The sequence below is a fragment of the Subtercola sp. PAMC28395 genome (assembly GCF_018889995.1).
Taxonomy (GTDB): Bacteria; Actinomycetota; Actinomycetes; order Actinomycetales; family Microbacteriaceae; genus Subtercola.
Map to the genome: position 1 here is coordinate 2886356 of NZ_CP076547.1, position 24978 is coordinate 2911333.

Here is a 24978-nt window from a genome sequence, read left to right on the forward strand (position 1 = left end):
GCCAGACCTCGCTCGTCGATGTGACGCCTCTGAGACAAGAGTCACGGCCCCAGACTAGGCAGGCGGAGCCGAATTGGCCAGCGCGCCGAACCGGGTCGCTCTAGTTGGGAATGACGCTCATTCTCAGTAGCGGGATCAGGTTCTCGAATGCCAGTGCCCTGTGGCTCCGGGCGTTCTTCTCCTCGGCCGTCAACTCGGCAGCCGTGACGCTGAGACCCTCGGGAACGAAGATGGGGTCGTAGCCGAAGCCGTTCGCGCCACGGGAGCTGCGGACCAGGGAGCCACGCCAGAGGCCCGTCGCGACGCGCTCGACGGGTTCAGCATCCGGTACGCCGTGTTCGACCTGTGAGCCGTGCTCATTGATCTGTGAGCTGTGTACGCCCGCAGGGACGACAAGCGCAATCGTGCAGGCGAAGGCAGCGCCCCGGTCTTCATCGTGGAGGTCGGCCAACTGGTCCAGGAGAAGGTCACGGTTCGCCACGTCTCCCTTGCCGTGGCCTGCCCAGCGGGCCGAGAAGATGCCGGGCGCACCCCCAAGGACGTCTACGCACAGTCCCGAGTCGTCGGCCAGGGCGGGCAGCCCGGTGTGCACAGCGGCAGCCCTGGCCTTGATCAGGGCATTGGCGGCAAAGGTCACCCCGTCTTCGACCGGCTCCGGGCCGTCGTAACGCACGATCTCGAGCTCAGGCAGCCGTGCACCGAGGATCTTCTGGAACTCGTCGACCTTGTGCTGGTTGTGGGTGGCCAGAACGATACGCACGCTCACTGTCGGTTCTCGCTCAGGCTTCGGATCCGAGAGCGAGCAGCTGCAGCCGCTCGAGTTCTGCGGTGCCGACGAGCGCGAGATCGAGCAGGGAATTCAGCTCTGACCGGTCGAACGGAGCACCTTCAGCCGTGCCCTGCACCTCGACGAAGAGCCCCCTGCCGGTGACGACGACGTTCATGTCGGTTTCGGCCCGAACGTCTTCGACGTAGGCCAGATCGAGCATCGGAGTGCCGTCGATGATGCCGACGGACACCGCAGACACGCTGTCGATCAAGGGCTTCGACTTCTGGCCGATGAACTTCTTCTCGCGGGCCCACTCGATTGCGTCGACCAGGGCGACATAGGCGCCCGTGATGGCCGCTGTGCGAGTGCCTCCGTCGGCCTGGAGGACATCGCAGTCGATCACGATCGTGTTCTCACCCAGTGCCTTCATGTCGACGACGGCTCGCAGCGAGCGCCCGATGAGTCGCGAGATCTCGTGTGTGCGCCCGCCGATCTTCCCCTTCACGGCCTCGCGGTCCATACGGCTGTTGGTGGAGCGCGGCAGCATGGCGTATTCCGCTGTGACCCAGCCCTTGCCCTTGCCCGACATCCAGCGGGGAACGCCGTTCGTGAACGAAGCAGTGCAGAGCACTTTCGTGTTGCCGAACGAGATGAGGGCGGATCCCTCCGCCTGAGTGCTCCAGCCCCGCTCGATGGTGACGTTCCGGAGGTCTGCGACAGCACGGCCGTCGTGGCGCACCAGGGGTGCAGATGAGGTGTCGGTCATGAGTTCTTCTCCAGGGTGCGAGCAGGGTCGGGGTGGGGGGCGAATCAGCGGGTCGGCGCTAGGCCGGCGGTGTGGCGAACAAGGGCGGAAGCGAGATCACGCCGGTCTCCACGAGATCGACAGCAGACACTTCCGGCCCGAGAAAGCGGTGCGCAAGTCGGAGGAACTCGTCAGCGCTCTCGCCCGTTGCTTCATAGCGGTAGCTTGGTTCGCCGGGCGCCACGCGCTGGATGCCCTGCTCCACAAGCTCGCGATAGACATCGTTGGCCGTCTCGGTGTCGCTGGAGACCAGTGTGACGCCGGCTCCCATCACCACGCGGATGGCACCCTTCAAAAAGGGGTAATGGGTGCATCCGAGCACCACTGTGTCGACCCCCGCCCGCTTCAGGGGTGCGAGGTACTCGGCAGCGACAGCCAGAAGCTCGGGGCTCGACGTGTCGCCTGCTTCGACGAAGTCGACGAACCGGGGGCATGCCTGTGTCACCAGCTCGAGGTGCGGCGCCGCCGCGAAGGCATCGTTGTAGGCGCGTGAATTGATCGTGCCGACCGTGCCGATGACACCGACCCTGTTGTTGCGCGTGGCAGTGACCGCGGCACGGACTGCGGGCTGGATCACCTCGATCACCGGCACCGAGTACCGCTCCCGCGCGTCGCGGAGCATGGCGGCCGACGCCGTATTGCAGGCGATCACGAGCATCTTGACACCCTGGGCGACCAGATCGTCGAGAACAGCCAGCGCGAACTGCCGCACTTCGGCCAGGGGCCGCGGCCCGTACGGCGAATGGGCGGTATCCCCCACATAGAGAAGCGATTCCCTGGGCAGCTGGTCCCTGATCGATCGGGCAACGGTGAGCCCGCCGACCCCGGAATCGAAGATGCCAATGGGTGCGTCGCTCACAGCCACACAGCCTACCTTCCCTTCCTCCAAGCGGGGGGCGCGCGCAGACCGACTCGGCCGTTCGATGGTTTCTGGCGCTCACCCGGCGCACACTCCGACCGGCCACCCCGGGCCAGTAGGCTTCGATGGTGGGTACTTCGACAGCACTTCTCACCGACCGTTACGAACTGACGATGCTCGATGCGGCCCTGCGCGACGGCACTGCGCACCGCCGCAGCCTGTTCGAGGTCTTTGCCCGCACCCTCCCCCACGACCGTCGCTATGGCGTCGTGGCCGGGACAGGCCGCGTGCTCGAACTCATCCGGGATTTCCGCTTCGGCGAACCTGAACTCCAGTGGCTCGCCGACAACAACATCGTGGGTGCGCACACACTCGAGTGGTTGGCTGGGTACCGTTTCAGGGGCACGATCACCGGGTACCTCGAGGGTGAACTGTACTTCCCCGGGTCACCGATCCTGACGGTCGAGTCGTCGTTCGCCGAGGGCGTGATCCTCGAAACCATGATCCTGAGCGTGTTCAACTACGACTCCTCCGTTGCGAGTGCTGCTGCCCGAATGGTCTCCGCAGCCCATGGCCGCCCGCTCGCAGAGATGGGTTCACGTCGCACAGGCGAACACTCGGCCGTGGCGGCAGCGCGGGCCGCGTACATTGCCGGATTCCAGGCCACGTCGAACCTCGAGGCCGGCCGAACGTGGGGCATTCCCACGATGGGAACCGCCGCCCACGCCTTCACCCTCCTCCACGACACCGAAGAGCAGGCCTTCCGGTCGCAAGTGAGCACCATGGGGCCAGGCACGACGCTGTTGATCGACACCTATGACGTCGCCGCGGGCGCCGAACTCGCCGTCGCCGTCGCAGGTCCTGAGCTTGGAGCAGTACGCCTGGACTCCGGAGACCTTCCGGCCCTTGTTGCATCGGTGCGGGCCAGGCTCGATGCTCTCGGCAACACCACTACGAAGATCACCGTCACCAACGACCTTGACGAGTACACCATCGCTGCTCTCGCGGCATCGCCGGTGGATTCGTACGGAGTGGGCACGTCGCTCGTCACAGGCTCCGGCTCGGTCGCCGCCGGCATGGTCTACAAGCTCGTCGCCCACACCGACGATTCCGGCCGATGGATTCCCGTGGCCAAACGCTCGGCAAACAAGGCCACTGTCGGCGGCCGCAAGGTCGCGTTCCGTCGGCTTGGGCACGACGGAACGGCCACGGCCGAGGTGCTCTACGTGGGCACCGCTTCACCGGGTTCATCTCCGACGGGTTCATCTCCGACGGGTTCAACCACGGCGGGCTCATCTCCGACGATCACCGCTGCGGGCCGCCAACTGACCCAGACCTTGGTGACCGACGGCCAGATCGACGACTCGTTCACCGGTGCCACGGGCGTGAGTCGCGCACGCGAATATCATGCTGCTGCCATCGCAGAACTGCCGGAGCAGGGACTGCGTCTCGCCAGGGGCGGAGAGCCGATCATCCCGACCGAGTATGTGGGCTGAGCGTCTCTGAACTGGGCTGCAGCTCAGTCGTTCTGCATCTTCTCGTAGATCTCTTTGCAGGTGGGGCAGACGGGGAACTTCTCGGGGTCGCGACCCGGGATCCATTTCTTGCCACAGAGGGCCTTCACCGGTTTGCCCGTGAGAGCGGACTCGAGGATCTTGTCTTTCTGCACGTAGTGGGAGAAGCGTTCGTGGTCGCCCGGCTCCATCTGCTCGGTGGCGAGCAGCTCTTCGAGCTCCCGGTCGAGCGTTGCCGTGCCGCCGCCGTCGGGGAGAGCACCCGGCTCGGAGAGTGACATGAAGAACGAAGAATCCATGTGAAAATTCTAACCGCGTGTTGTCAGCCTCGGAGCGTTGTCGCCAAGATTTCTGGTCCCCGGCGGTTGAAGAGCGCTCCGCCCCCGAGGGTGCCGACGATGAACACAAGCAGTCCGACGCCGACTCCCGACCACAACGAACTCCAGCGCGCTTCGCTGTCACCGAAGTCGGCGGCGACGGCGTAGGCGATGCTCGGTAGGGTCAGCGCCAGGGTACCGACGACGACAGCGACCTGAACGAACACCGACGTCGATCCTGTCGACTGGGGCTGCGTGAACGGGCTGTCCCCGGGGCGCGTTGCCGCATACGGAAAACGCGCGGAGATCAGATTGCCAAGCCCCAGGGTCGAAAGCAGAACACAGGTGCTCACACCGAGGACGGAGGGCAACGCCGCACTGTTGTTGGCCAGAAGCACCGTCACCACCGAACCGATCCCGATGAGGGGAATTCCGATCAGGATCACGGGGGTGACCCGGCCGAGCCGGTCGGCCACTCCGCGCCGACCCGAGACGATGTGCAGCCAGACGGCCGAGTTGTCGAGCGAGATGTCGTTGTGCACCATGAATGCGAGAAAGAGGCACATGACCGGCAAGGGAATGAGTGCGTAGGACGACAAGGGGAACGAGACCAGCACAAGCGGCACAGCCATGACGATCGGAACGACCGGAACGATGAGCAGCGGGACCCAGTAGCGCGGATCGCGCGACCAGTAGGTGAGGCTCCGGGCAGCGATAGTCGCAGACGGGGTGGAGGGAAGGCGCCCGAACCACCCGAGGGCACTCGGCTCCGAAGACTCGTCTTCGCGCCTGGTCGACGTGAGCATGGTCGCTGAGAGAAGCTGCCACGCCGCCCACAGAACAGCAACGGTGGCCGCTGCAATGACGAACGAGACGAATGCTCCGGCTCCGTCGCCCGCGGCCAGGGCAGCAGGGATCGACCACGCCGCACCCAATGGTGTCACGCCCAGGATTCCGGCGAGTCGCTGGGCCCAGGTTGCCCCTTCTGTACCCCAGTTGATGCTCAGCAGGAGCACCGCGGCCGGCGCCAGAATAACGATGACGAAGACGCCGACGGTTCCGGCCACCTCGCGTGCGCGTCTGCTCGACAGGAAGTACGCGGCAAGCGACGACGACAGCCTTCCGAACAGTACACACGTCGCCAGGCCCAGGACTCCAGCCATCAGCGCGACGATCGCGACACCGGCGTTCTGGGACCAGGCCACCACCGTGGACAGCATGAAAAGAGCAGCCGCGACTACAGGAAGGGCGACGATCGAACTGGCGACCAATGCGAAGGCCAACGATCGGGGGGCAAAGCCGAACACGGCAAACCGCCTCGGATCCATAGCATCACTCCGCTGGAAGAGCATCGGAACGAGAAAGAAAGCGGCAACCACAGCAGAACCCGAGAGCACAACGGCGGTTCTGACAGTCGACGACGGCTCGGCGGCCAGATTTACGATGCGCAGGCACACTGAAACGAGTGCGATCGTTGCCAGAAGAAGGCCGACAGTCACACCGACGGCACGACGTCTCGTTCCGCTGAAGATATTCGAGAGGAGGGCAAGCCTCAGTCGAATGAGCTGAGCAACCATTCCATGCCTTCAACTGCTTTGTGGCCTCCGGCCAGTTCGATGAACCGGTCTTCGAGCGTCGAGCCTGCACTGACCTCCTCCACGGTACCGCTGGAGAGAACCCGACCGTGAACGATGATCGCGACCCCGTCACAGACGCGTTCGATCATGTCCATACTGTGACTGGAGAGCACGACGGTGCCACCCTTGTGAACGTACCGCTTGAGAATGTCGGTGACGATATCGGCAGAAACCGGATCGACGGCTTCGAAAGGTTCGTCGAGGACGAGCATGCTGGGAGAGTGGATCATCGATGCTGCGAGTGCGAGTTTCTTCGTCATACCCGCCGAATAGTCCGACACAAGCCGCCCCAGCGCATCCTGGATTCCGAAGGCCTCTGCCAGTTCTTCACTGCGTTCTTTCACCTCCCGGGCTTTCAACCCGCGCAGGGAGCCGGAATAGTGCAGCAGCTGGCGACCGGTCAGCCGATCGAAGAGACGCAGTTTGTCGGGCAGCACACCGATCATCTTCTTCGCCCCGGCAGAGTCCTTCCAGACATCCAGGCCGTTGACGACGATCGACCCCTCATCCGGTCGAACAAGCCCGGTGATCATCGACAATGTGGTGGTCTTCCCGGCACCGTTCGGCCCGACGATGCCGTAGAACGCTCCCCGCCGGACGTGCAGGTCGATACCGTCCACGGCGATCGTCGACCCGAAACGCTTCACCACGCCAGTCAGGGAGAGCACACTGTCGTCGATCGCCTCAGCTGAACTGTTCGGGAGTTCGGAAGTCCACATCTCGTCGCGCTCCTGAAACCGGATGACCTGGTCGATGCGCTCGGCTGAACGCAGTTCAGCAACTTCTGCGGCCACGAACGCGGTCTCGATCGCTTCGACGACATCAACGGGGTCGACCGTGTCACCCGTGTCGGCCACACCCTCCGTGTCGACAGCAAGGCTGGCCCCCCTGTGCGCTGGGTCGGCACTGTGCACTGCGTCGACACTGTGCACTGCGTCGACTCCGTGCACGGCGTCGACCTCATCGCCCGGCTCGTCGGGATCGTGCGCGTCGTTCGACTCATCCGGGTCGGCGTACATCGTGACCAGGACCGCGGCGGTCACGGGCGCCTCCGGCGACTGCTCGACTGGTTCCAGCGGAGCGGTAACGCGCCGTTCGACGCTTTCGGATTCGACAATCTGCTGTGCCAGCAACTCCTGTGCTGGCAGCTCCTGTGCTGGCAGCTCCTGTGCTGGAGTCTCCTTCACCGGCGTGGTTCGCTCTCCGGCCTTCCGGACAGGCGCCTTCTGGGCGGGTGTACGCGGGGCGGCTGTACGAGGGGCGGGTGTACGCGGAGCAGGTGTACGCGGAGCAGGTGTACGCGCGGCAGGGCGGCGGGGCGCCTGTGGTCTTCTGGCTGGAGCCGGCGACTCCGTGCTGGTGGTATCGGCTTCTGCGGTCGAAGCGGCTGCAGGCTTGCGGGTGGGCGCTGGCTTCTGCGTGTTCTTGGGAGCAGTCTTCGGCCGGGCCGGCGCCCTCCGTGCCGGAGTACTCGAGCCGGTCACCCGCGCTGGCGATGTGCGCTGTTCGACCGTGCCTGATCCGTCAGCGTCGAATTCTGCAGACCCAGCGGTGACCTCATCGGGCGCGCTGACAGCTGTGCCGTCATCGGGGGAGAAGTCAGAAGCTGAACTCACTACACCAACCTATCAATCCCTGTGTTGCCCCGTGAATGCTGCCTGGCGAACGTTGTGTGTCGCGACGACTCGTGCATGTATATCACAGTGGATCGCGACGGCGCTGTGCCCTGCCATCGCTCGGCGGGCCCCCGTACAATTGACCGCTCGAGACGCCGAAGGCGTAATGCCAATGACGCAGTGGCCGATGACACCAGGGCCAATGATGCAGTGGAGAGAAGTTGATGAGCGACAGCACGTCCGACGATCACCCCGGAACCCAGGCACACTCGCCGTCGCAGCCCGGTTCCCAGGCCATCAGAGGCTTAGACAGGGTGCTGAGCATCCATCGCCCGGTTGTGCTCGCACATATCAAGGGTCTGAGGCGTCGGCATCCGGCAGCTACTCCCCAACAGCTCATCGCCATTCTCGAGAGGCACTATCTTGCTGCCGTGACCTCCGGGGGCGCAGCCGTCGGCGCCACAGCCGTGATTCCTGCCGTCGGCACGGGCGCGTCACTTGCGCTGACCGGCGTCGAGACGCTGGGGTTTCTCGAAGCGAGTGCGCTCTTCGCCCAGTCGATCACCGAAGTGCACGGCATCGCCGTGGGTGACCCCGACAGGGCGAGGGCGCTGGTGATGACTCTCATGATGGGCAGCGGTGGTGCGGATCTCGTTCAGAACCTCGCGAGGCAGGCCGGCGGGTCAGGCCTGCCTCTGACGCAGTTCTGGGGAACGCTGATCACACGCAATCTGCCCCAGGCCACGGTCGGGCCGGTTGCAGACCAGGTCAAGAAGACCTTCCTCAAGCATTTCGCGGTCTGGACCGGAGGCACCGCCATCGGCAGGATGATGCCGTTCGGCATCGGGGCCGTCATCGGGGGCGGCGGAAACCTCATGCTGGGACGCCGTGTCATCGTGCAGTCTCGCTCTGCGTTCGGCCCTGCCCCTCTGCAGTTCCCTGCGGGAACAGAGCCCACAGTCCGGATCGCGGGTCCCACAGACGACATCAACACTCCGACTACCCCAGCGAAGAGTCCGCGGGGCCGCCGGTGGCTGCCAGCGTCACCCGGGTCATTGAGGCCCTTCCGACGCCACGCCCTGGCAGAACCGTCTCCTCCACCAGAACCGTCGGCAACGGGACTTTGAACAACTCTGATCTCTTCACCATCGACGACATCGTCTGAGTCAGAGGCTCTTTCTAGAATTCTCGCCATGGCCAGAGGTGTCGAGAACCGCAACCCGCTCCCCGAGGCGGCGTACGCCGTACCCCTCCGGGTCGACCGCTCCCGCGCCCCCCAGTACACGATCACGAATGTCGGTCATGAGCGGCTGGTGGGGGTGACCTTCTGTCTCCTGGGTTCCGGAGTGATGCCGGCGTGCGAGCCACGTGTGCTCGAAGTCGGTGCATGTGCCGGCATCACTATTCGAGGGGAAGACCTGTCGAGACGAACCGTCTTGTTGGTGCGGTGGTTCCGACCGACTGGCGAAGAGTACCTGTGGCGCATGAGCTTCTGAGCCGGGCGATGCAGGCGGTCAGAGCCGCGTCGAAGACAAGGTCGAGCTTGAGGTGTCTGTAGTTGGTGCTTTAATGCATCATGCCTGTAGTCATACCGCCCGTGACGAAGCTGCGGCCTTTCGCAGCAACTGTCGATTGGCATCTTCCCGAACCCCTGTGGCACGACGCCACGATCCGACTCGACGATCGCATGTCGCCCCTCGGATCACCCATCGTGCTCTGGCAGATCGATCCGTCGTTCGATGGAGTCTCGTTCGCGGCCGCCTGGACTGGTTCTGTCGACAACACCGCCTCGCCCGGCGATGATGAACTCCATGCGCGAGTTCGAGTTGAACGGCACGATGGCCCTCGTCACGTGTGTGTGAAGATCACCGATGCCACGGGGGCGTCCTGGAGCACTGTCTTCACTCAAAGTCCACGATGAGGGTGTCTGCCGCACCCTCGATGTTCAGGAACCCCGCAATGAATCCCAAACCCCAGCTGAAATGGATGAACGGCATAACGAGGGCAAACCAGGCCCCGGTGCGAAGGTCTTCACGAACCGCGACAATGCCAGCCAGGGTCAGCACAACGACCACGTAGGCCGCCGGTGCCAGGATCAGGGCGAAGAGGATCACCGAGACGACGAAGGCGGCTCCGAGCGCCCCCGCGACGATGCCGAACAGTCCGATGGCACCGAGAATGAACCCGGCGATCGTCGCGATCACGATCGCTACAGGGAGCCTGAACCTGAGAGCACTCTCGTCCCGGAAGGCGCGAAAGAACTCCCCTCGCCAGAGGCCGTCAGCAAACAGGGCTCTGGTGAGTGCGACAGCCCTCGACGGAGGCCTGTACGAGTACACCAGTTCTGGCGTGAACCACACCGTGTTACCGGCGTCACGGAGTCTCGAATTCATCTCCCAGCTCTGACCGTGCCTGAGCTCCTCGCTGTAGAGTCCTGCGTCGATGAACATTCGCCGACGAAGGACGTGATCATTCGGCTGCCCCGTGGGGCCCTCCGCCTGGCCAGGCGAACGCAGAGGGTCGTCTGCGAGACCCAGGCGGTGCCGGAAGCCCGTGGCCACCGCCCGTTCGAACGGCGTCTCTCCGACGGGCCTGGTTCGTCCGACGAGTGCCGCTGCATCAGTCCGTGCCATTGCTTCGACTGCCACCCTCACGTAGTCGGAAGGCAGCTCACTTCGTGGATCGACCCGGATGAGAACCGCGCTCGTCGCGGCCGCGATGGCTTCGTTGAGAGCAACCGCCGGAGATGCCGATGTCGTCTCGATGACACTCAACCGCGGATCGCCAGACGCGAGAGCCCGAACGATCTCGCGTGTGCCGTCTGTGCTCGGCGCCGAGGCGATCACGACTGCGAGTTCGAGCGGATACTGCTGCGCGAAAATGCTCCTGACCGCCCGCTCGATGGTCTGTGCGTCATTTCGAACGGCGAGAACAGCCGTGACCGGAGGTATCACAGACGGGCCAGGCGAAGTCGGGCCAGGGGTGGAGTCGATCATCTATTCCGCTCGGTGGATGGGAGTGCAAACAGACCGATAGGCCCATCGCGCCATTAGCAACGATGAGCCTATCAGGTGGCCATTTGAGCCCCGGAGTGTGTATCGGTGGGCCTACCGAGTCAGCTGGCCAGCTGTCCGAGGGTGACGTTCACCGTGCTCGACTTGTCACCGCGAAGGTAGGTGACCGTAGCGGTCGCGCCTGCCGGAAGCACCCTGACCTGGGCGGTCAGATCGGTCGCATCGGTGACCGCAATGCCATCGAACGCTGTGATGACATCACCCTTCTGGATGCCTGCTGCCGCAGCAGCTCCACCGCTGGTGACGTCGGCCACCAGGGCGCCGACAACAGACTGGGACGAATCCGTCGATGCCGAAATGGATGCACCGAGAAGCCCATGGGTTGCCGAACCGGTGGCAATGATCTCATCGGAGATCCGCTTGGCGAAGTTGGCGGGAATCGAGAAGCCGACGCCGATGCTGCCCGATTGGCCCGAGGAGGAGCTCGTCGAACCGGCGCTGGCGATCGCCACGTTGATTCCGATCAACTGGCCGCTCGAGTTGAGAAGCGCCCCGCCTGAATTCCCCGGGTTGATCGCGGCATCGGTCTGGATGACGGCAAGGGAAATGGTGCTGTTCGCCGTCGACGGGGCCTGTGACTGGGAGCCACCCTGACCGGGGATGTCGAAGTTCCAGAAGTCGTAGGGGCTGCCGGTGCTGCCGGGGTTGGGCGTCGCCTGTTCTCCGGAACTCTTCGGAGCAGCTGACGATGCCACAGTGATGCTGCGGTTCAGCGAGCTCACTATTCCGTTCGTCACGGTGCCCGAGAGGCCCAGTGGTGCGCCGATCGCGATTGCGGTGTCGCCGACGTTGAGTTTCGACGAGTCTCCCCACTCGATCTTGGTCAGGCCACTGGCATCCTGCAGCTTGACGACCGCAAGATCGGCTACAGGGTCCGTGCCGACGACCTTGCCGACGTAGATCTTGCCGTCGGCAGCAGTGACGGAGATAGTCGGGCTGGCCGTCGCGCCGTCGAGGGTGACGACATGGGTATTCGTGAGCACGTAGCCGTCAGACGAGAGCACGACACCTGACCCGGTACCCGACGTGGTCGTGCCATCGGTGACCGACAGCGTGACGACCGACGGCGACGCCTTCACGGCGACGGCGGTGATGTCGTTCACGCTGCCGGGGTTGTTCACGTTGATCGTCTGGGGGCTCGACGCCTGTGTCGAACCCGAATTGTTCTGGCTGAGCTCCCACACGCTGATGCCCGCACCGGATGCGCCACCGATGAGCGCGCCGATGGCGAGCGCAGCGATCAGCGCAGCTCCACCGCGTCGTCGTGCCGGAGCCGCAGCGACAGGGCGCCCGTCTGGGCCGTAGGGTCCGCCACCGACCGGCTGGCCGAATGCGCCGTTGCCGTAGTCCGGCAGGGGCGCGGTCTGGGTGGTGCCTGTTGGCTGGGAAGGGTAGTACGGAGCCTGGCCGGCAACGGGCGCGGCAGGTGCAGCACCGCCATAGGGCGCTACGCCGGCTACCGGGGTCGAACCGTACGGAGATGCGGGCGCGACTTCGGAGCCCTGGGGAGACACCGGCGCAATCGGCGGAATCGGAATGGTGGGCTGCTCGGCGCCGAAGCCGGCTGGAAGCACGGCCGTGGTGTTGTCGGGGAGAACGCCGGTGACGTTCGTTCCAGCCGCCGCGCGATCGGCGCCTGGAGCGCCGTTCGGAATCACGTCGCCAGGGTTGCTGGTGTTCGCAGCGCTGATGCTCTCAGCGCTGGTGTTCTCAGCCCCAGTGTTCCCAGCGCGAACGTTTTCGGTGCCGTTGTTCTGAGTGCTGCCGTCGTGAGTGCTGTCGCTGTGAGTGCTGTCGTTTTCAGTGCTGTCTGACACGGGGTGCTCCTTCCAAGCAGTGCAAGCTTTCCCGGCGAACCTGAGTGTTCAATCAACGAAAGCTGAACACGTAGATGCCGTCTTGCCGGTACGCCGGCCGGCAGCGACGCTGGGAACCCAGCGATTCGTTCGATCGAGCGCGATTGCAAGCGTAATCTTCCACTCAGTCGGCTCCGACCATTCATAGGGAGTTCATGGCAAGTGTGCGCCACTCGTGCAGCCGAGCTCGACCTGGGCGGACTTACCGAGACGGGGCATCTTGTAAGTTGGTCATCATGTCGATCAGCGGTCCCTGGCAGCGCACAGCAGAAGGTGCTGGCCTCCTGTCAGCCGATGGAGCAATCCAGGCGACGATCTTCGCGGAGATGAGCGCCCTCGCCTCCGCAACGGGGGCAATCAACCTCGGGCAGGGCTTTCCCGATGAAGACGGCCCCGCCGAAGTTCTCGACGCAGCCCGACGAGCCATCGCCCAGGGCCAGAACCAGTACCCACCGGGGCGAGGTATTGCGGAACTGCGGCACGCGATCGCTGAGCACCAGAAGAGGTTCTATGGGCTCGAGCTCGATGCTGAGATGGAGGTTCTCGTCACTGCGGGCGCCACGGAGGCGCTGGCGGCGACCATCCTGAGTCTGGTCGACGACGGCGACGAGGTCGTCACGCTCGAACCCTTCTACGACGCCTACGGCGCCCTCATCTCACTCAGCCGCGGTGAACACCGAACTGTGCCGCTTCGCCTACCCGACTTTCAACCCGACCACGACGATCTCCGGCGAGCCGTCACTGACCGCACCCGCATCATCCTGATCAACAATCCGCACAATCCGACCGGGTCGGTGCTGAGCCGGGAGACCCTTGAGCTGATCGTCGAACTGGCCCACGAACACGATGCGCTCATCGTGACCGACGAGGTCTACGAGCATCTGATCTTCGACGAGCCGCACCTTCCTGTGGCGACTCTCGCCGGCGCACGGGAGCGCACGATCACGATCTCGTCTGGCGGCAAGACGTTCAACACGACCGGGTGGAAGGTCGGCTGGATCACGGCCCCTGCGAAGCTGATCACCGCGATCCTCACCGTGAAGCAGTTTCTGACCTACGTCAACGGTGCGCCGTTCCAACCCGCTATCGCCGCGGGGCTGGCGTTGCCCGATGAATTCTTCGCCGGCATCGCCGCGGACCTCCGCTCGAAGCGTGACGTGCTCTCGAGCGGACTCGTCAAGGCCGGTTTTGAGGTCTTCGACTCCCACGGCACATACTTCGTCGTCGCAGATGCCAGACCGCTCGGTTATGACGATGCCGTGCAGCTGTGCCGCGATCTGCCCGAACTCGCCGGCGTCGTCGCCGTTCCGATCTCCGCGTTCTGCCACGACGAACTCGCGGCGGAATACTCATCGCTCGTGCGATTCGCCTTCTGCAAGAAGATCGAGGTTCTCGACCGCGCAGCGGCGCAACTCGGTCGCCTCAGCCGCGAGAGGTGAGTCACGAGCGGTGAGTCACGAGCGGTGAGTCACGAGCCCTGGGCCGCTAGCCTGGGTCGCTGGCCATGCGACACCAGCCCAGCGACTCCAGCCCTACTTCACCAGCCCTACGTCACCTGCTTGGGCGAAACGGCGAACCGTCTCAGAGCCAGGGCCGGGTTCACCCGCCTGACCTCTTCGAGGTGCGCCCGCGAGAGGAAGGCCACAGCCACACCGGCCTCGGCCCCGAGCACCGCAATGGGCACTCCGGTCGGGTCGATGACCATGCTCAGTCCCACCCCGCCAGGAGCCGTGTGATCTGCAGCAGCGAGGTACACCGTGTTCTCGATGGCGCGCGCTTCGAGCAGCGTCGTCCAGTGCCGCTCCTTCGTCGGGCCAGGCACCCACTCGGCCGGCACCAGCACCAGGTCGACCCCCGCGTCCACTAGCCAGCGCGTCGACTCGGGAAACCTGAGGTCGTAACACGTCTGAAGCCCGACGGTGAAGTCCCCCACCAGAAAGGTCTCCGGATGCTCGACGGTACCCGCGCGCATCCACTCGCTCTCCTGCTGGCCGAAGGCGTCGTAGAGGTGCACTTTGCGGTAGCGCGCGACAAGCTCGCCAGACGGGTCGACAGCGACCAGAGTGTTGTAGTAGTGATTGTCATCACCGCTCTCGACGGTGCCGGCGACCACATGCACGCCCGATCGCTGCGCCAGGGCACTGAGACCCTGGACGAACGGCCCGTCGAGTGGCTGTGCTGCAGCCAGGGCGTTGGGGCCCAGCGGGGACGAGAAATGGGACGAGTATTCAGGGAAGACCACGAGCCCAGCTCCGCGGGCGACCGCGGTGGCCGCGAGCCTGCCCATCTCGTCGAGATTCGCCACGCCATCGGCACCCGGCGCGAACTGCGCCACAGCAACACCCAGGGTGACCGCGAGGTTCGACTCCACGCGTGAACGCGAAGCGACGTTCACCGCGCCGCTCCTGCAGTTGTGGCGGAGGATGTGGGTCCAGAGGCTCTCATAGCAGTTCAGCCTATGGGAGGACAGCCTCTGGGAGTGCAGCCACTGGGCAGTCACCACACCCGATTCCCCCGGACCGCCACCTGTTGACGCAACCTCTTAGAATCGAGGCATGATCTTCGACCGCATCGACCGGCTGGCGGCTGGGCGTCTGGCGGGCTTCCGCATTCCCGAGGAACAGCGCACCCACGCAAAAACCAGGCGGGCGTTCACAGCGATCACCTGGTTGCTGGCCTTCGAGTTCGTTCTGGGAACAGCCGCACTCGTCATTGCGCTCACACTCACGCTCAACGGCCAGACCGTGGCGTGGGCGGTCTGGTTCCGCGGCCTGGTCGTGCTCGGAATCACCCTGACACTGTTCTACTTCTCCTGGCGGGCGCGCGCGGGGTACTACTGGGCATATTCCCGTCTGAAACTGTTCAGTAAGATCTTTCCCGTTGTCACACTGGTGATCGCGGCCATCCCCGGCCTGTACCCACTCTGGATGATCACCGAACAGATCCTCTTCAGCCTGGTGCTCATCGGGGTTGCCGACTACCTCTCCTCGGACCACATGCGCTCGGTCTTCGTCAAACCCGAGCTCCCGGCGCGACGCTCACGACGCAGCGCACAAGGGCCGGCAGTCCTGGCTGCTTCCCCAGCCGTGGGCGAAGCGGCCAACCTCACAGCGGGGAATACCGCACAGATCTGAGTGTTTCACTCTGCATGAGCACGCAGACACTGACACAAGAGACTCACGACGAGACTGTCGCCGACGGCATCGTGCTGATCGACTTCTGGGCGGCCTGGTGCGGGCCGTGCCGCCAATTCGCCCCGGTCTTCGAGGCGACAAGCGACAAGAACGCCGACATCACCTTTGCCAAGGTCGACACCGAAGACCAGCAGGCCCTTGCCGCAAGCTACGGCATCACCTCCATCCCGACGCTCGTCGTGTACCGCGACGGAATCCCGATCTTCAGCCAGCCGGGCGCACTCCCCCAACCTGCCCTCGAGAACCTCATCGAACAGGTTCGGCAGCTCGACATGGTCGACGTCCGTAAGGAGTATGAATCCGCCCTTGCTGCTCGAGCGGCTGGGTCGAGCGACGGAGTGGATGCCTGATTCCGCCTTGCTACGGTCCACGGGCTGTTGAGGGTGTACTGGATATTCACAGCTAGTTGACTTTTTCTCAGCTATGCTTGTTTCTTCATGCTGGGAGGCTCTGCGCATGAAGAAACCTGCAAGAGTTGGAGAAATCAATGAAGATATCCTCGCGCCTGCGAACCTCAGCCAAACGCTGGGGTGCGGCGGTCGGAGTCACGGCGGTGCTGGCCGCGGGCGTTGTGGTCGCCCCGAGCGCTGCGATGGCGTCGCCGGGAGACTCCCCCACAGTCAACGCCATGGCACGTCTCTGGATCGGCGACTGGGCGACCGACGGCCCCGAATGGCAGGCCTTCGTCAAACAGCTGGCTGAAGCCAAGAAGATGGGCATCACCGGAATCTCAGTGGATGTGTGGTGGGGCAAAGTCGCGCTCTCGCCGACGAACTACACCTGGGCCTACTACGACAAGGAATTCAAGGCCATCAGCGATGCCGGCCTCAGCATCGTGCCGATCATGTCCACTCACGAGTGCGGCGGTGGCCCTGGCGACGACGGCGACTGCAAGACGAAGATCGGCATGCCGGACTTCGTGTGGGATCCGGTCAACTACGGCGGTGTCGTCGGAACACATCCCGCAGACAACTACTACCAGAGCGAGTACGGCAACGTCAGCCACGCTGCGATTGCTCCCTGGGGAATGGCCTCGACCCGCGCATTGGGCTATGTCAAAGCCTTCATGAATGCCTTCGAAGACCACTACACCTCTGGTTCGACCGACTACCGCGGAAAAGTCAGCGAGATCGCCATCAGCTCCGGCCCCACCGGCGAGCTGCGCGAACCGTCCTACGACTACCAGGATGGCGGTGTCGCGGGTTCACCCGGTCTGTTCCCGAACAGGGGCGTTCTGCAGACCTATTCGCCCGCAGCGCGGGCCTCCTTCACCCAGTGGGTGCTGGCCAAGTACGGCTCTGTTGCCGGTGCGGCCACCGCCTGGGGGATTCCGGGCCTCACCCTCGCCACCATCACCCCGCCGAACGACCACGACGGATTCTTCACTTCTGGTTCGTACCTGAAGATCCAGTACGGCAAGGATTTCACGCAGTGGAACAACGACAGCCTGGTGAACCACGGTCGCGAGATGCTGAACACGGCGATCGAAGCCTTCGACGGCGGATTCCAGGCGGTCACACTCAGCGAGAAGATCCCGGGTGTGCACTGGCAGACCATGAGCGCGAGCCCCATCACCCGGGCCCCTGAGATCGCCGCAGGCCTCATCTCGTCGAACGTCGACCTGAGTTCGGCGGCAAGTGGTCACGGGTACGATGCCATTCTCAACATGATCCACGATGCCGATGTGCACGGTGACGGCACGTCGCCGCGAACCCACCACGTGATTCTTCACTACACCGAGCTCGAGAAGCCCAACAAGCTCTGGGACGGAGGCAAGCTCGCCTACTCGGCTGCGGCAGACCAGGTCGGCTGGATCGCCGACGCGGCCTATGCGGCAGGAGTCGAAGTGAAGGGCGAGAATGCCCTGAATGGTGGCCTCTACTCAGACGGCGATGTCGACAACGACGGGTGGACGCACATTCGTGCAGCCTTCGACCGGGATTCGGTGCGGCGATTCTACGGAATCACGCTGTTGCGACTGCCAGACATTGCCAACGGTGGTTTCTCTGAAACCCTGGCGTCGAATTTCATTCGCGACTACAAGTAACGCGCACGGCGCTCAGCGCCGAAAAGCAGAAGAGAGGGTGTCTGGCCACAGTGGCCAGACACCCTCTCTTCACAGCAAGGTGGTGTGCGTACTACGCCCCGTCGACATGGCGCAGCAGCTGCAGCGGAATGAACACGCCGAGGGTGACGGCTACGAGGCCGGAGGCGAAGATGAGGGTTGCAAAGTCGGGGTACTCGAATGCGAATCCGAAGAGGAACATTCCTCCGATGAACAGAGCGAGAGAGACGACCAAAGACACGACCGTCACAACTCCCCCGGATGACTGCCGAGATTCAACGGGGCCTTTACCTAACTGTGTCATGACACCATCCTATTGCAGTCGAGTGGTTCAGTGATGACGGGCACGCATACGATTCGGGCTCACGATTCGGGCTCATGATCCACGCTCATGATTCACGTACGACAGTGCGGGGTGCTTTGTCCGGGCGCCAGCCGCGCCAGGTGGGCTGGCGCAGAATTCCGGCGGCCGTCCATTCGACGAACTCGACCTCTCCCACAAATTCGGGTCTCAACCAGCGAGCGCCCATCCGAGCTTCGCGCGGCAGGTCACCGAAGGGGCACTCGTCACTCTCCATGCCTGCAAACTTCTCGATGAGTAGATCGAGTTCTGCGTCGGAGAACCCCGTGCCGACGCGGCCGATGTACTGCAGAGTGCCGTTCGCGGCAAAGTTCCCCGCAGGAAGTCCTCTCCCGGGAAGGCCGGTCGCAGGAATGCCGAGCAGGAGTGAACCCACTCCGTTCGCCCGTCGACCGGCTCCCATCCGCCAGCCGCCGACCACGACCTCCTGTGCCCGGTGATGCTTGATCTTGATCCATGCCCGCGAGCGCCTGCCCGCGCTGTAGGTGCCGTTCACCCGCTTGGCGACGATCCCCTCGAGTCCCAGATCGACACTGCTCTGGAAGGCCGCGTCGTAGTCCCCGTCGAAGACGGGCGGCACCTGCACCCTCGAGCCAGCTGGCGCTTCCAGAAGAGTCTCCAGCAGCATCCGGCGCTCTGAGTATGGCGTCTTCAGCTGCGATGCACCGTCGACCTCGACGACGTCGAAGACGATGTAGTGCACAGCCACGGCCTTCACCGCCCGGGAGATGTCGGCCTCGCCCTGCAGGTTCATGCGCTGCTGGAGACGACCGAAGCTCGGGCGACCGGAGCCATCGAATGCGACAATCTCGCCGTCAAGCACGAGCCGGCGGCCGTTCGCCGAATCCGTGAGTGCATCGAGCAGGTCAGGGTACTTCTGGGTCAGGTCACTGCCGCTGCGACTCGAGAGTCGAACCACCGAGCTGCCTGCAGGTGAGCCGTCGGCCCCACTGTTGCGCGACACGGGAACGTCGATCGACGCCATCGCCCTGATGCCGTCCCACTTCATCTCGTAGGCCCAGTGACCCGAACTCACGTCTGCTGCCGATCCCGCTGTGGCGAGCATAGGAAAGACACTCTTCTGGCCAGTACCGTTCTGCCCGGCACCATTCTTCCCGCCGTCGTGCAACTCCCGTGCCGCTCGCAGGGCCGAATTGATGGCTGGAGCCTCGTCGTCCTCCTGCGCAGGCAGCGAAGCGTGCCGTGCTTCGCTCTGGGCGCTGTACTTCTCGCTCATCAGATGGATCAGCCAATTGTCGGCGTTGTCACCTCTGCCTGTGTGGATCAGCGCGAATTTTCGATCGCCACCCAGACCTCCCTCCCTGGTGCCATGGAGCGTGGCGATGATCTCTTTTCCTGGTCTCCACTTCTCGAGGTCGTAGGTGCCCTCGTCCCAGATCTCGACGGTGCCTGCGCCATATTCCCCGCGCGGAATACTCCCCTCGAACGAGCCGTATTCGAGGGGATGGTCTTCTGTCTGCACGGCGAGGTGATTCTGATGCCCGTCTGTGGGCGGCCCCTTCGGAATGGCCCACGACACGAGCACGCCATCGCGCTCGAGCCGGAAGTCGAAGTGCAGACGCCGCGCAGCGTGCTTCTGGATCACGAAGGTGTTGCCGTCGCCCGGCTCGGGGGGAGTATCCGGAACCGGCTCTGGAGTCTTCGTTCGATCGCGTTTTGACCGGTAGATGTGAAGCGCATCGCGCTCTGGCGCGGAAGCTGCCCCAGCGTCACCCACATGGTCAGCGTCACCCACATGGTCAGCGTCACCCACATGGTCAGCGTCACCCACATGGTCAGCGTCACCCACATGGTCAGCGTCACCCACATGGTCAGCGTCGAGGATGACCGCGAGCGGGTCGCCGCGCCGCTTCACCCGTGTGAGCACCTCGCTGTACTCGAGCTGGGCGAGTTTTGGCGAAGCCAGCTCGCGCCAGGTACGCGGTGCGGCGACGGTGGGGTGTTCCCGCCCCCTCAGCGAATAGGGCGCGACCGTCGTCTTGGCTCTGCTGTTCTGGCTCCAGTCGACCAGCACCTTGCCTGCCCTCAGTGACTTCTTCATGTCGCTCACGACGAGATGTGGATGATCGGCCTCGAGCGCGCGCGCAAGCTCGTGTGCCACCGCCGACGCCTGCTCCGAGGTCTGCGACCCGTCGAGCGCCGCGTAGAGGTGGATGCCTTTGCTCCCACTCGTCACCGGCATCGGGTCAAGCCCCATGCCCTGCAGGAGCTCGCGGGCAAACCGGGCAACCTCCGCGCACTCGAGCAGCCCGACTCCGTCACCCGGGTCGAGATCGAGCACGAGCCTGTCGGGGTTGCCGGCAGCTCCAGCGCTTCCAGTGCTTCTCCCGGCAGTACTTGCCCCGGCAGTACTTGCCCCGGCAGCGCTTCCCCCAGCAGCCACTCCCCCAGCAGACAGACCCCCAGCAGTACTGCCGAACCGCCACTGCGGCACGTGGATCTCAAGGGCGGCGATCTGCGCGAGCCAGGTGAGCGTCGCGAGGTCGTTCACCAGCGGGTACTCGTTGTCGTGATCGGAGTGGGCGATCGTGCGCCGCCTCACCCACGAGGGTGTCGAGTCATCGAGGTTCTTCTGGAAGAACATCGGCTCGGGATGCCCGGCAGTGCCCACTCCGTGCACCCAGCGTTTGCGCGTGGCCGGGCGGTCGCGGATGTACGGCAGCATGACCTCGCTGATGTCGGAGTAGTACTGCAGCACATCAGCCTTCGTGGTTCCCGTCTCGGGGTAGAGCACCTTGTCGAGGTTGGTGAGCCGCAGCCGGTGGCCACCGACCGAGACGGTCACTGGTTCGGAAGCCTTCTCGCGAATGTTGGTAGCGGCTTTCTCGCTCATAACCCCTATCATCATCGCGACGGGAGCCCGCGCGCCAGCGCTTGACGTATGCGCGCGCTGCACTGCACGCTGCACTGCACGCGGCACTGCACGCGGCACTGCCTCTAGCACTTGACGCAGAAGCGGACAACACTGGTGTCATGAGATCGATCTGGAAGGGTGCCATCACCTTCGGCCTCGTGAATGTGCCGGTGAAGGTGTACAGCGCAACCGAAGACCACGACATCGCCCTGCACCAGGTTCATGACGCCGACGGTGGGCGAATCAGGTATCAGCGCCGCTGCGAGGTCTGCGGTCAGGTCATCGACTTCGAACACATCGACAAGGCGTTCGACGACGGAGAACGCACCGTGGTGATCACGGCCGACGACATTTCCACGCTGCCGGCGGAGAAGAGCCGCGAGATCGACGTGGTCGAGTTTGTGCCCAGCGACCAGGTCGACCCGATCAGGTTCGACCGAAGCTACTTTCTCGAACCCGACTCGAAGTCGTCGAAAGCCTATGTGCTTCTTCGCGAGACCCTCGGGCAGACCGATCGGACCGCGATCGTGAAGTTCGCACTCCGGCAGAAGTCGAGACTCGCGGCGCTGCGTGTGCACGGCGATGTACTCCTGCTGCAGACCCTGCTCTGGGATGACGAGGTGCGTGATGCCCAGTTCACGTCTCTCGCAGATCATCCGACCATTTCGGCGAAGGAGCTCGAGATGTCAGCGCGCCTGGTCGATTCATACTCGGCCGATTTCGAGCCGCAGAAGTTCAGCGACGACTACCAGGTGCAGCTCCGGCAGTTGATCGACGCGAAGCTCGAACACGGGGATTCCATCGACACCGAGGCGACGTTCGGGCAGAGTGCTGGAGACAGTGATGACGGGGCGGGTGGCGAAGGCCCCGGTGGCGAAGGCCCAGGTGGCGACGTCATCGACCTTATGGAGGCGCTGCGCCGCAGTGTAGAACGCAGCCGCGCGGAGAAGAGCCAGTCGGCTGACAGCGACGGCGACGCAGGGGCGACCAAGCAGACAAAGGCCAAACGCACTGCCAAGAAGTCGGCGGCGGCTTCATAGTTGTCGCTTTAACAGTTTTCTGTGATCTTCGATCGCTATTCTGGCGTGGTGCCCAGCGAAAAAGACAAGCCTGAGAACCAGCAGCCAGAGAACCCGAAGCCAGAGAATTCACAGCCAGAGAATCCAAAGAATCTGACGGTCAAGCAGGAACGGGAGGCTCGCAGGGCCGAGAAGGTCGAAGCGATGAAACGCGCCCAGGCCAGGGCCGCGCGCAACCGCCGCATCACGATCGGCTCGCTCATCGGGGCAGCAGGCCTGGTCATCGTGCTGGTGATCGTCTTTGTCGTCACCGGCAGCGGCTCCACGCCCGCACCCGTTGCAACGAAGGCAGACGGCGTGCAGACGTTCCCCGGGCTCAGCCGCAACCACGTCTCCGGCACGGTGACGTACGCGCAGGTTCCTCCGGCCGGCGGCGACCACAACCCGGTCTGGCTCAACTGCGGGGTCTACAACCAGCCCGTACCGAGCGAGAATGCCGTGCACGACCTCGAACACGGCGCTGTGTGGGTGACCTACGACGCATCGCAGGTCACCGCAGACCAGCTCGCCACCCTGCGCGCCGCCCTTCCGACGACGTATATCGTCCTGTCACCGTTCGTCGGTCTGCCCTCCCCCGTGGTCGCGTCGGCCTGGGGCGCCCAGATCCAGCTCACCGGGGTGAGCGACGCGCGTCTCGCGGACTTCATCAAGACGTACTGGCAGTCGCCGAATTCGCCTGAGCCCGGGGCAGCCTGCACCGGCGGGATCACCGCCCCCGGCCTCGTGACGTGAGTTCACGCATCAGGCTGCGCATCGCCCTCATCCTGGGTGGCGTGCTCCTCCTGGTCGTAGGACTCGTGGTCGGGCGCATCACCACGCCCGTGACGCAGACTCCCGGCACCCTGAGCGCGGAGGCCGGCTTCGCCCGCGACATGCAGGTGCACCACCAGCAGGCGATCGACATGGCCATGATCATCCGGGACCAGACAACCGACCCCGAGATCAGGCAGCTCGCCTACGACATCGCCACCTCGCAGGGCCAGCAGGCCGGTCAGATGTTCGCGTGGCTCAATCTGTGGGGATTGCCACAGGCCTCACCGGTACCCGCGATGACCTGGATGACCCTCCCGACGCTCGACCAGAGCAACGCCGATCACGGCATGGACATGGGTGCCGGGCAAGCGAGTCCGGGCCCGGTGATCCCTGGGCAGACGATGCCGGGCATGGCCTCCCAGGCCGACGTCGATCGGCTGGGCACCCTGACCGGCGTGGAGGCCGAGAAGCTCTTTCTGAGCCTGATGATCGCTCACCACCAGGGTGGCGTGCAGATGGCCGAGGCGCTCGTGGCGCGCTCGGCCGACTCCACTGTGCTGGCGGTCGCCAACACGATCATCACCGCCCAGACGGGCGAGATCGCCTACATGCAGCAGCTGCTCGCTGCGCGATCGTAGGGCTGCCCTCCGGGCCGATCTTGCCGCGCACGCCCAAGCCCTCGCCCGAGCCCTCGCCCGAGCCCGCCGCCGAGCGTGGGGAGCGCGTCAGCGGACCAACTGCGGCCGATCATCCAGCGCCTTCTCGCCAGCGAGCGCTTTCTGATCGACCAGGGCCTTCTCGTCTGCCAGCCGGCGGGCGCGATACGCCTCTTCGTCGGCGCTGAGGTGATCGTCGGCGCTCATCGTCGACTCGTTGAACGGCAGTTCGCCTGAGAGCACCCGGTCGACCTGCACCATGTCGATCTGTTTGGTCCACTTTCCGATCAACACGGTGGCGACCGCATTGCCGGTGAAGTTCGTGAGGGCTCGGGCTTCTGACATGAACCGGTCGATGCCGACGATGAGGCCGACGCCGTTGACGAGGTCGGGGCGATGTGCCTGCAGGCCGCCGGCGAGGGTCGCGATGCCCGCACCGGTGACTCCGGCGGCGCCCTTCGATGCGATCATCATGAACAGGAGGAGGGAGATCTGCTCGGGGATGTTGAGCGGGGTGCCGAGCGCGCTGGCGATGAACAGCGACGACATGGTGAGGTAGATCGCCGTACCGTCGAGGTTGAACGAGTAACCGGTCGGCACGGTGATGCCCACGACGGGCTTGGCGACGCCGAGGTGCTCGAGCTTCGCAATCAGCCTGGGCAGCGCGACCTCGCTCGACGAGGTCGAGACGATGAGCAGGTATTCACGCGCCAGGTACTTCATCACCCGGAGGATGTTGATACCGGTGACGACCTTCAGCAAAACGCCCAGTATGCCGAAGACGAACAGGATGCAGGTGATGTAGAACGCGACCATCAGAGTGCCCAGCGCAACCAGCGCTGCGACGCCCGTCGCCCCGACGACTGCGGCGATCGCGCCGAATGCACCGAGCGGGGCTACCCACATGATCATCGCGAGAATTCGGAACACCAGCTGCTGGAGCTGGCGGATGGCCTCGAGGATGGGCGCACCCTTCGAGCCCATCTTCTGCAGGGCGAAGCCTACGAGCAGCGCGACGAAGAGGGCCTGGAGGATGCTGCCGCTCGTGAGTGCTGAGAAGAACGACGTCGGAATGATGCCGAGAACGAAGTCGGTCGACGATGCGGCGGCGGTCTTCGTTGCATCGTACGTGGTGCTGATGTTCAGCCCCTCACCCGGGTGGATCAGGTTGCCGACGAGCAGGCCGATCGCGAGCGCAAAAGTCGACATGACAACGAAGTACCCGAGCGCGAGACCGCCGACCTTGCCGACCGTTGCCGCCTTGGCGACAGACCCGACACCGAGGGCGATGGTGCAGAAGATGATGGGCGCGATCATCATCTTGATCAGGGAGACGAAACCATCACCGAGCGGCTTCAATCCCTTCGCGAATTCGGGGGCGAGCAGACCGACTGCAATACCTGCACCAACCGCCACGATCACAGCGATGTAGAGATAATGCGATCGGTCGAGTCGACGGTGCCGCGCCGGGCGCGGAGTTTGGCTTCCAGGCTGGCTGACCGGCGGGCGTCCGGCCGGGCTCGCTGGTGAATGCGTCTGTGACATCGG

The 24978-nt window shown here is 64.3% G+C and carries 23 protein-coding genes; 10 read left to right on the plus strand and 13 right to left on the minus strand.

Annotated elements, in window-relative coordinates; all coding sequences use genetic code 11:
* Positions 1-100: 100 nt before the first annotated feature.
* From KPL76_RS13250 to murI, 3 genes are read right to left on the minus strand one after another with little or no spacing between them, the layout of a single operon-like run.
* Entirely contained in the window at positions 101-766 is a 666-nt protein-coding gene (locus KPL76_RS13250; protein ID WP_216333956.1) for a non-canonical purine NTP pyrophosphatase, read from the minus strand.
* A 13-nt stretch (positions 767-779) separates the two neighbouring features.
* A complete protein-coding gene (gene rph, locus KPL76_RS13255) occupies positions 780-1535 on the minus strand; it encodes a ribonuclease PH (protein WP_216333957.1) in 756 nt (251 codons plus the stop codon).
* 58 nt (positions 1536-1593) lie between these two features.
* Entirely contained in the window at positions 1594-2433 is an 840-nt protein-coding gene (gene murI, locus KPL76_RS13260) for a glutamate racemase (protein ID WP_216333958.1), read from the minus strand.
* Between the two features lie 128 nt (positions 2434-2561).
* Between murI and KPL76_RS13265 the strand changes: the two genes are divergently transcribed.
* Positions 2562-3929, plus strand: coding sequence for a nicotinate phosphoribosyltransferase (locus KPL76_RS13265; protein ID WP_216333959.1), 1368 nt, complete (start codon positions 2562-2564; stop codon positions 3927-3929).
* Positions 3930-3952: 23 nt separating this feature from the next.
* On the opposite strand, the gene KPL76_RS13270 is transcribed toward KPL76_RS13265, so the two are convergent.
* The 3 genes from KPL76_RS13270 to KPL76_RS14805 are packed head-to-tail and all read right to left on the minus strand — an operon-like array spanning position 3953 to position 7517.
* A complete protein-coding gene (locus tag KPL76_RS13270; protein WP_216333960.1) occupies positions 3953-4246 on the minus strand; it encodes a DUF3039 domain-containing protein in 294 nt (97 codons plus the stop codon).
* Between the two features lie 23 nt (positions 4247-4269).
* Positions 4270-5841 carry an ABC transporter permease gene (locus KPL76_RS13275; protein WP_216333961.1) on the minus strand — a complete coding sequence of 524 codons (1572 nt, stop codon included), beginning with the start codon at positions 5839-5841 and terminating at the stop codon, positions 4270-4272.
* Positions 5817-7517 (minus strand): ABC transporter ATP-binding protein, encoded by a 1701-nt coding sequence (locus KPL76_RS14805; protein ID WP_253202043.1) that lies wholly within the window; start codon positions 7515-7517, stop codon positions 5817-5819. Before KPL76_RS14805 ends, KPL76_RS13275 begins: the two co-directional genes overlap by 25 nt.
* A 224-nt stretch (positions 7518-7741) precedes the next feature.
* On the opposite strand from KPL76_RS14805, the gene KPL76_RS13285 reads away from it, so the two are divergent.
* Positions 7742-8644, plus strand: a complete 903-nt coding sequence (locus KPL76_RS13285; RefSeq protein WP_216333962.1) for a hypothetical protein — start codon at positions 7742-7744, stop codon at positions 8642-8644.
* Between the two features lie 66 nt (positions 8645-8710).
* Positions 8711-9013: a hypothetical protein gene (locus tag KPL76_RS13290; RefSeq protein ID WP_216333963.1), complete on the plus strand. Its 303-nt coding sequence runs from the start codon at positions 8711-8713 to the stop codon at positions 9011-9013.
* Positions 9014-9219: 206 nt separating this feature from the next.
* Here the strand turns inward: KPL76_RS13290 and KPL76_RS13295 are convergent, their stop codons facing one another.
* From KPL76_RS13295 to KPL76_RS13305, 3 genes are all read right to left on the minus strand, one after another.
* Positions 9220-9369 (minus strand): hypothetical protein, encoded by a 150-nt coding sequence (locus KPL76_RS13295; protein WP_216333964.1) that lies wholly within the window; start codon positions 9367-9369, stop codon positions 9220-9222.
* Positions 9370-9418: 49 nt separating this feature from the next.
* A complete protein-coding gene (locus KPL76_RS13300; RefSeq protein ID WP_216333965.1) occupies positions 9419-10513 on the minus strand; it encodes a glycosyltransferase in 1095 nt (364 codons plus the stop codon).
* Positions 10514-10632: 119 nt separating this feature from the next.
* The gene (locus KPL76_RS13305) at positions 10633-12408 is read right to left on the minus strand and encodes a S1C family serine protease (protein WP_253202044.1); all 1776 of its coding nucleotides are present in this window, start codon (positions 12406-12408) and stop codon (positions 10633-10635) included.
* Between the two features lie 275 nt (positions 12409-12683).
* Here KPL76_RS13305 and KPL76_RS13310 point away from each other — a divergent pair, with 275 nt between their 5' ends.
* Complete coding sequence (locus tag KPL76_RS13310) at positions 12684-13886, plus strand: pyridoxal phosphate-dependent aminotransferase (RefSeq protein ID WP_216333966.1); 1203 nt, start codon at positions 12684-12686, stop codon at positions 13884-13886.
* Positions 13887-13993: 107 nt separating this feature from the next.
* Here the strand turns inward: KPL76_RS13310 and KPL76_RS13315 are convergent, their stop codons facing one another.
* The gene (locus KPL76_RS13315) at positions 13994-14842 is read right to left on the minus strand and encodes a carbon-nitrogen hydrolase family protein (RefSeq protein ID WP_253202045.1); all 849 of its coding nucleotides are present in this window, start codon (positions 14840-14842) and stop codon (positions 13994-13996) included.
* 160 nt (positions 14843-15002) lie between these two features.
* Here KPL76_RS13315 and KPL76_RS13320 point away from each other — a divergent pair, with 160 nt between their 5' ends.
* From KPL76_RS13320 to KPL76_RS13330, 3 genes are all read left to right on the plus strand, one after another.
* Entirely contained in the window at positions 15003-15581 is a 579-nt protein-coding gene (locus KPL76_RS13320; protein WP_216333967.1) for a hypothetical protein, read from the plus strand.
* A gap of 14 nt (positions 15582-15595) precedes the next feature.
* The gene (gene trxA / locus KPL76_RS13325) at positions 15596-15991 is read left to right on the plus strand and encodes a thioredoxin (RefSeq protein ID WP_216333968.1); all 396 of its coding nucleotides are present in this window, start codon (positions 15596-15598) and stop codon (positions 15989-15991) included.
* Between the two features lie 137 nt (positions 15992-16128).
* Positions 16129-17688: a family 14 glycosylhydrolase gene (locus KPL76_RS13330; RefSeq protein WP_216333969.1), complete on the plus strand. Its 1560-nt coding sequence runs from the start codon at positions 16129-16131 to the stop codon at positions 17686-17688.
* A 91-nt stretch (positions 17689-17779) separates the two neighbouring features.
* Here the strand turns inward: KPL76_RS13330 and KPL76_RS13335 are convergent, their stop codons facing one another.
* Positions 17780-18010, minus strand: a complete 231-nt coding sequence (locus tag KPL76_RS13335; RefSeq protein WP_205108043.1) for a hypothetical protein — start codon at positions 18008-18010, stop codon at positions 17780-17782.
* An 85-nt stretch (positions 18011-18095) separates the two neighbouring features.
* Positions 18096-20921: an ATP-dependent DNA ligase gene (locus KPL76_RS13340; protein WP_216333970.1), complete on the minus strand. Its 2826-nt coding sequence runs from the start codon at positions 20919-20921 to the stop codon at positions 18096-18098.
* A gap of 140 nt (positions 20922-21061) precedes the next feature.
* Between KPL76_RS13340 and KPL76_RS13345 the strand changes: the two genes are divergently transcribed.
* From KPL76_RS13345 to KPL76_RS13355, 3 genes are read left to right on the plus strand one after another with little or no spacing between them, the layout of a single operon-like run.
* Positions 21062-21982: a Ku protein gene (locus KPL76_RS13345; RefSeq protein ID WP_216333971.1), complete on the plus strand. Its 921-nt coding sequence runs from the start codon at positions 21062-21064 to the stop codon at positions 21980-21982.
* Positions 21983-22030: 48 nt separating this feature from the next.
* Positions 22031-22753 (plus strand): DUF3105 domain-containing protein, encoded by a 723-nt coding sequence (locus KPL76_RS13350; protein WP_253202046.1) that lies wholly within the window; start codon positions 22031-22033, stop codon positions 22751-22753.
* Positions 22750-23412, plus strand: a complete 663-nt coding sequence (locus tag KPL76_RS13355; protein ID WP_216333972.1) for a DUF305 domain-containing protein — start codon at positions 22750-22752, stop codon at positions 23410-23412. The genes KPL76_RS13350 and KPL76_RS13355 overlap by 4 nt, the downstream gene beginning before the upstream one ends.
* Before the next feature lie 87 nt (positions 23413-23499).
* On the opposite strand, the gene KPL76_RS13360 is transcribed toward KPL76_RS13355, so the two are convergent.
* The gene (locus KPL76_RS13360) at positions 23500-24975 is read right to left on the minus strand and encodes a cation:dicarboxylate symporter family transporter (RefSeq protein WP_216333973.1); all 1476 of its coding nucleotides are present in this window, start codon (positions 24973-24975) and stop codon (positions 23500-23502) included.
* Positions 24976-24978: the final 3 nt, after the last annotated feature.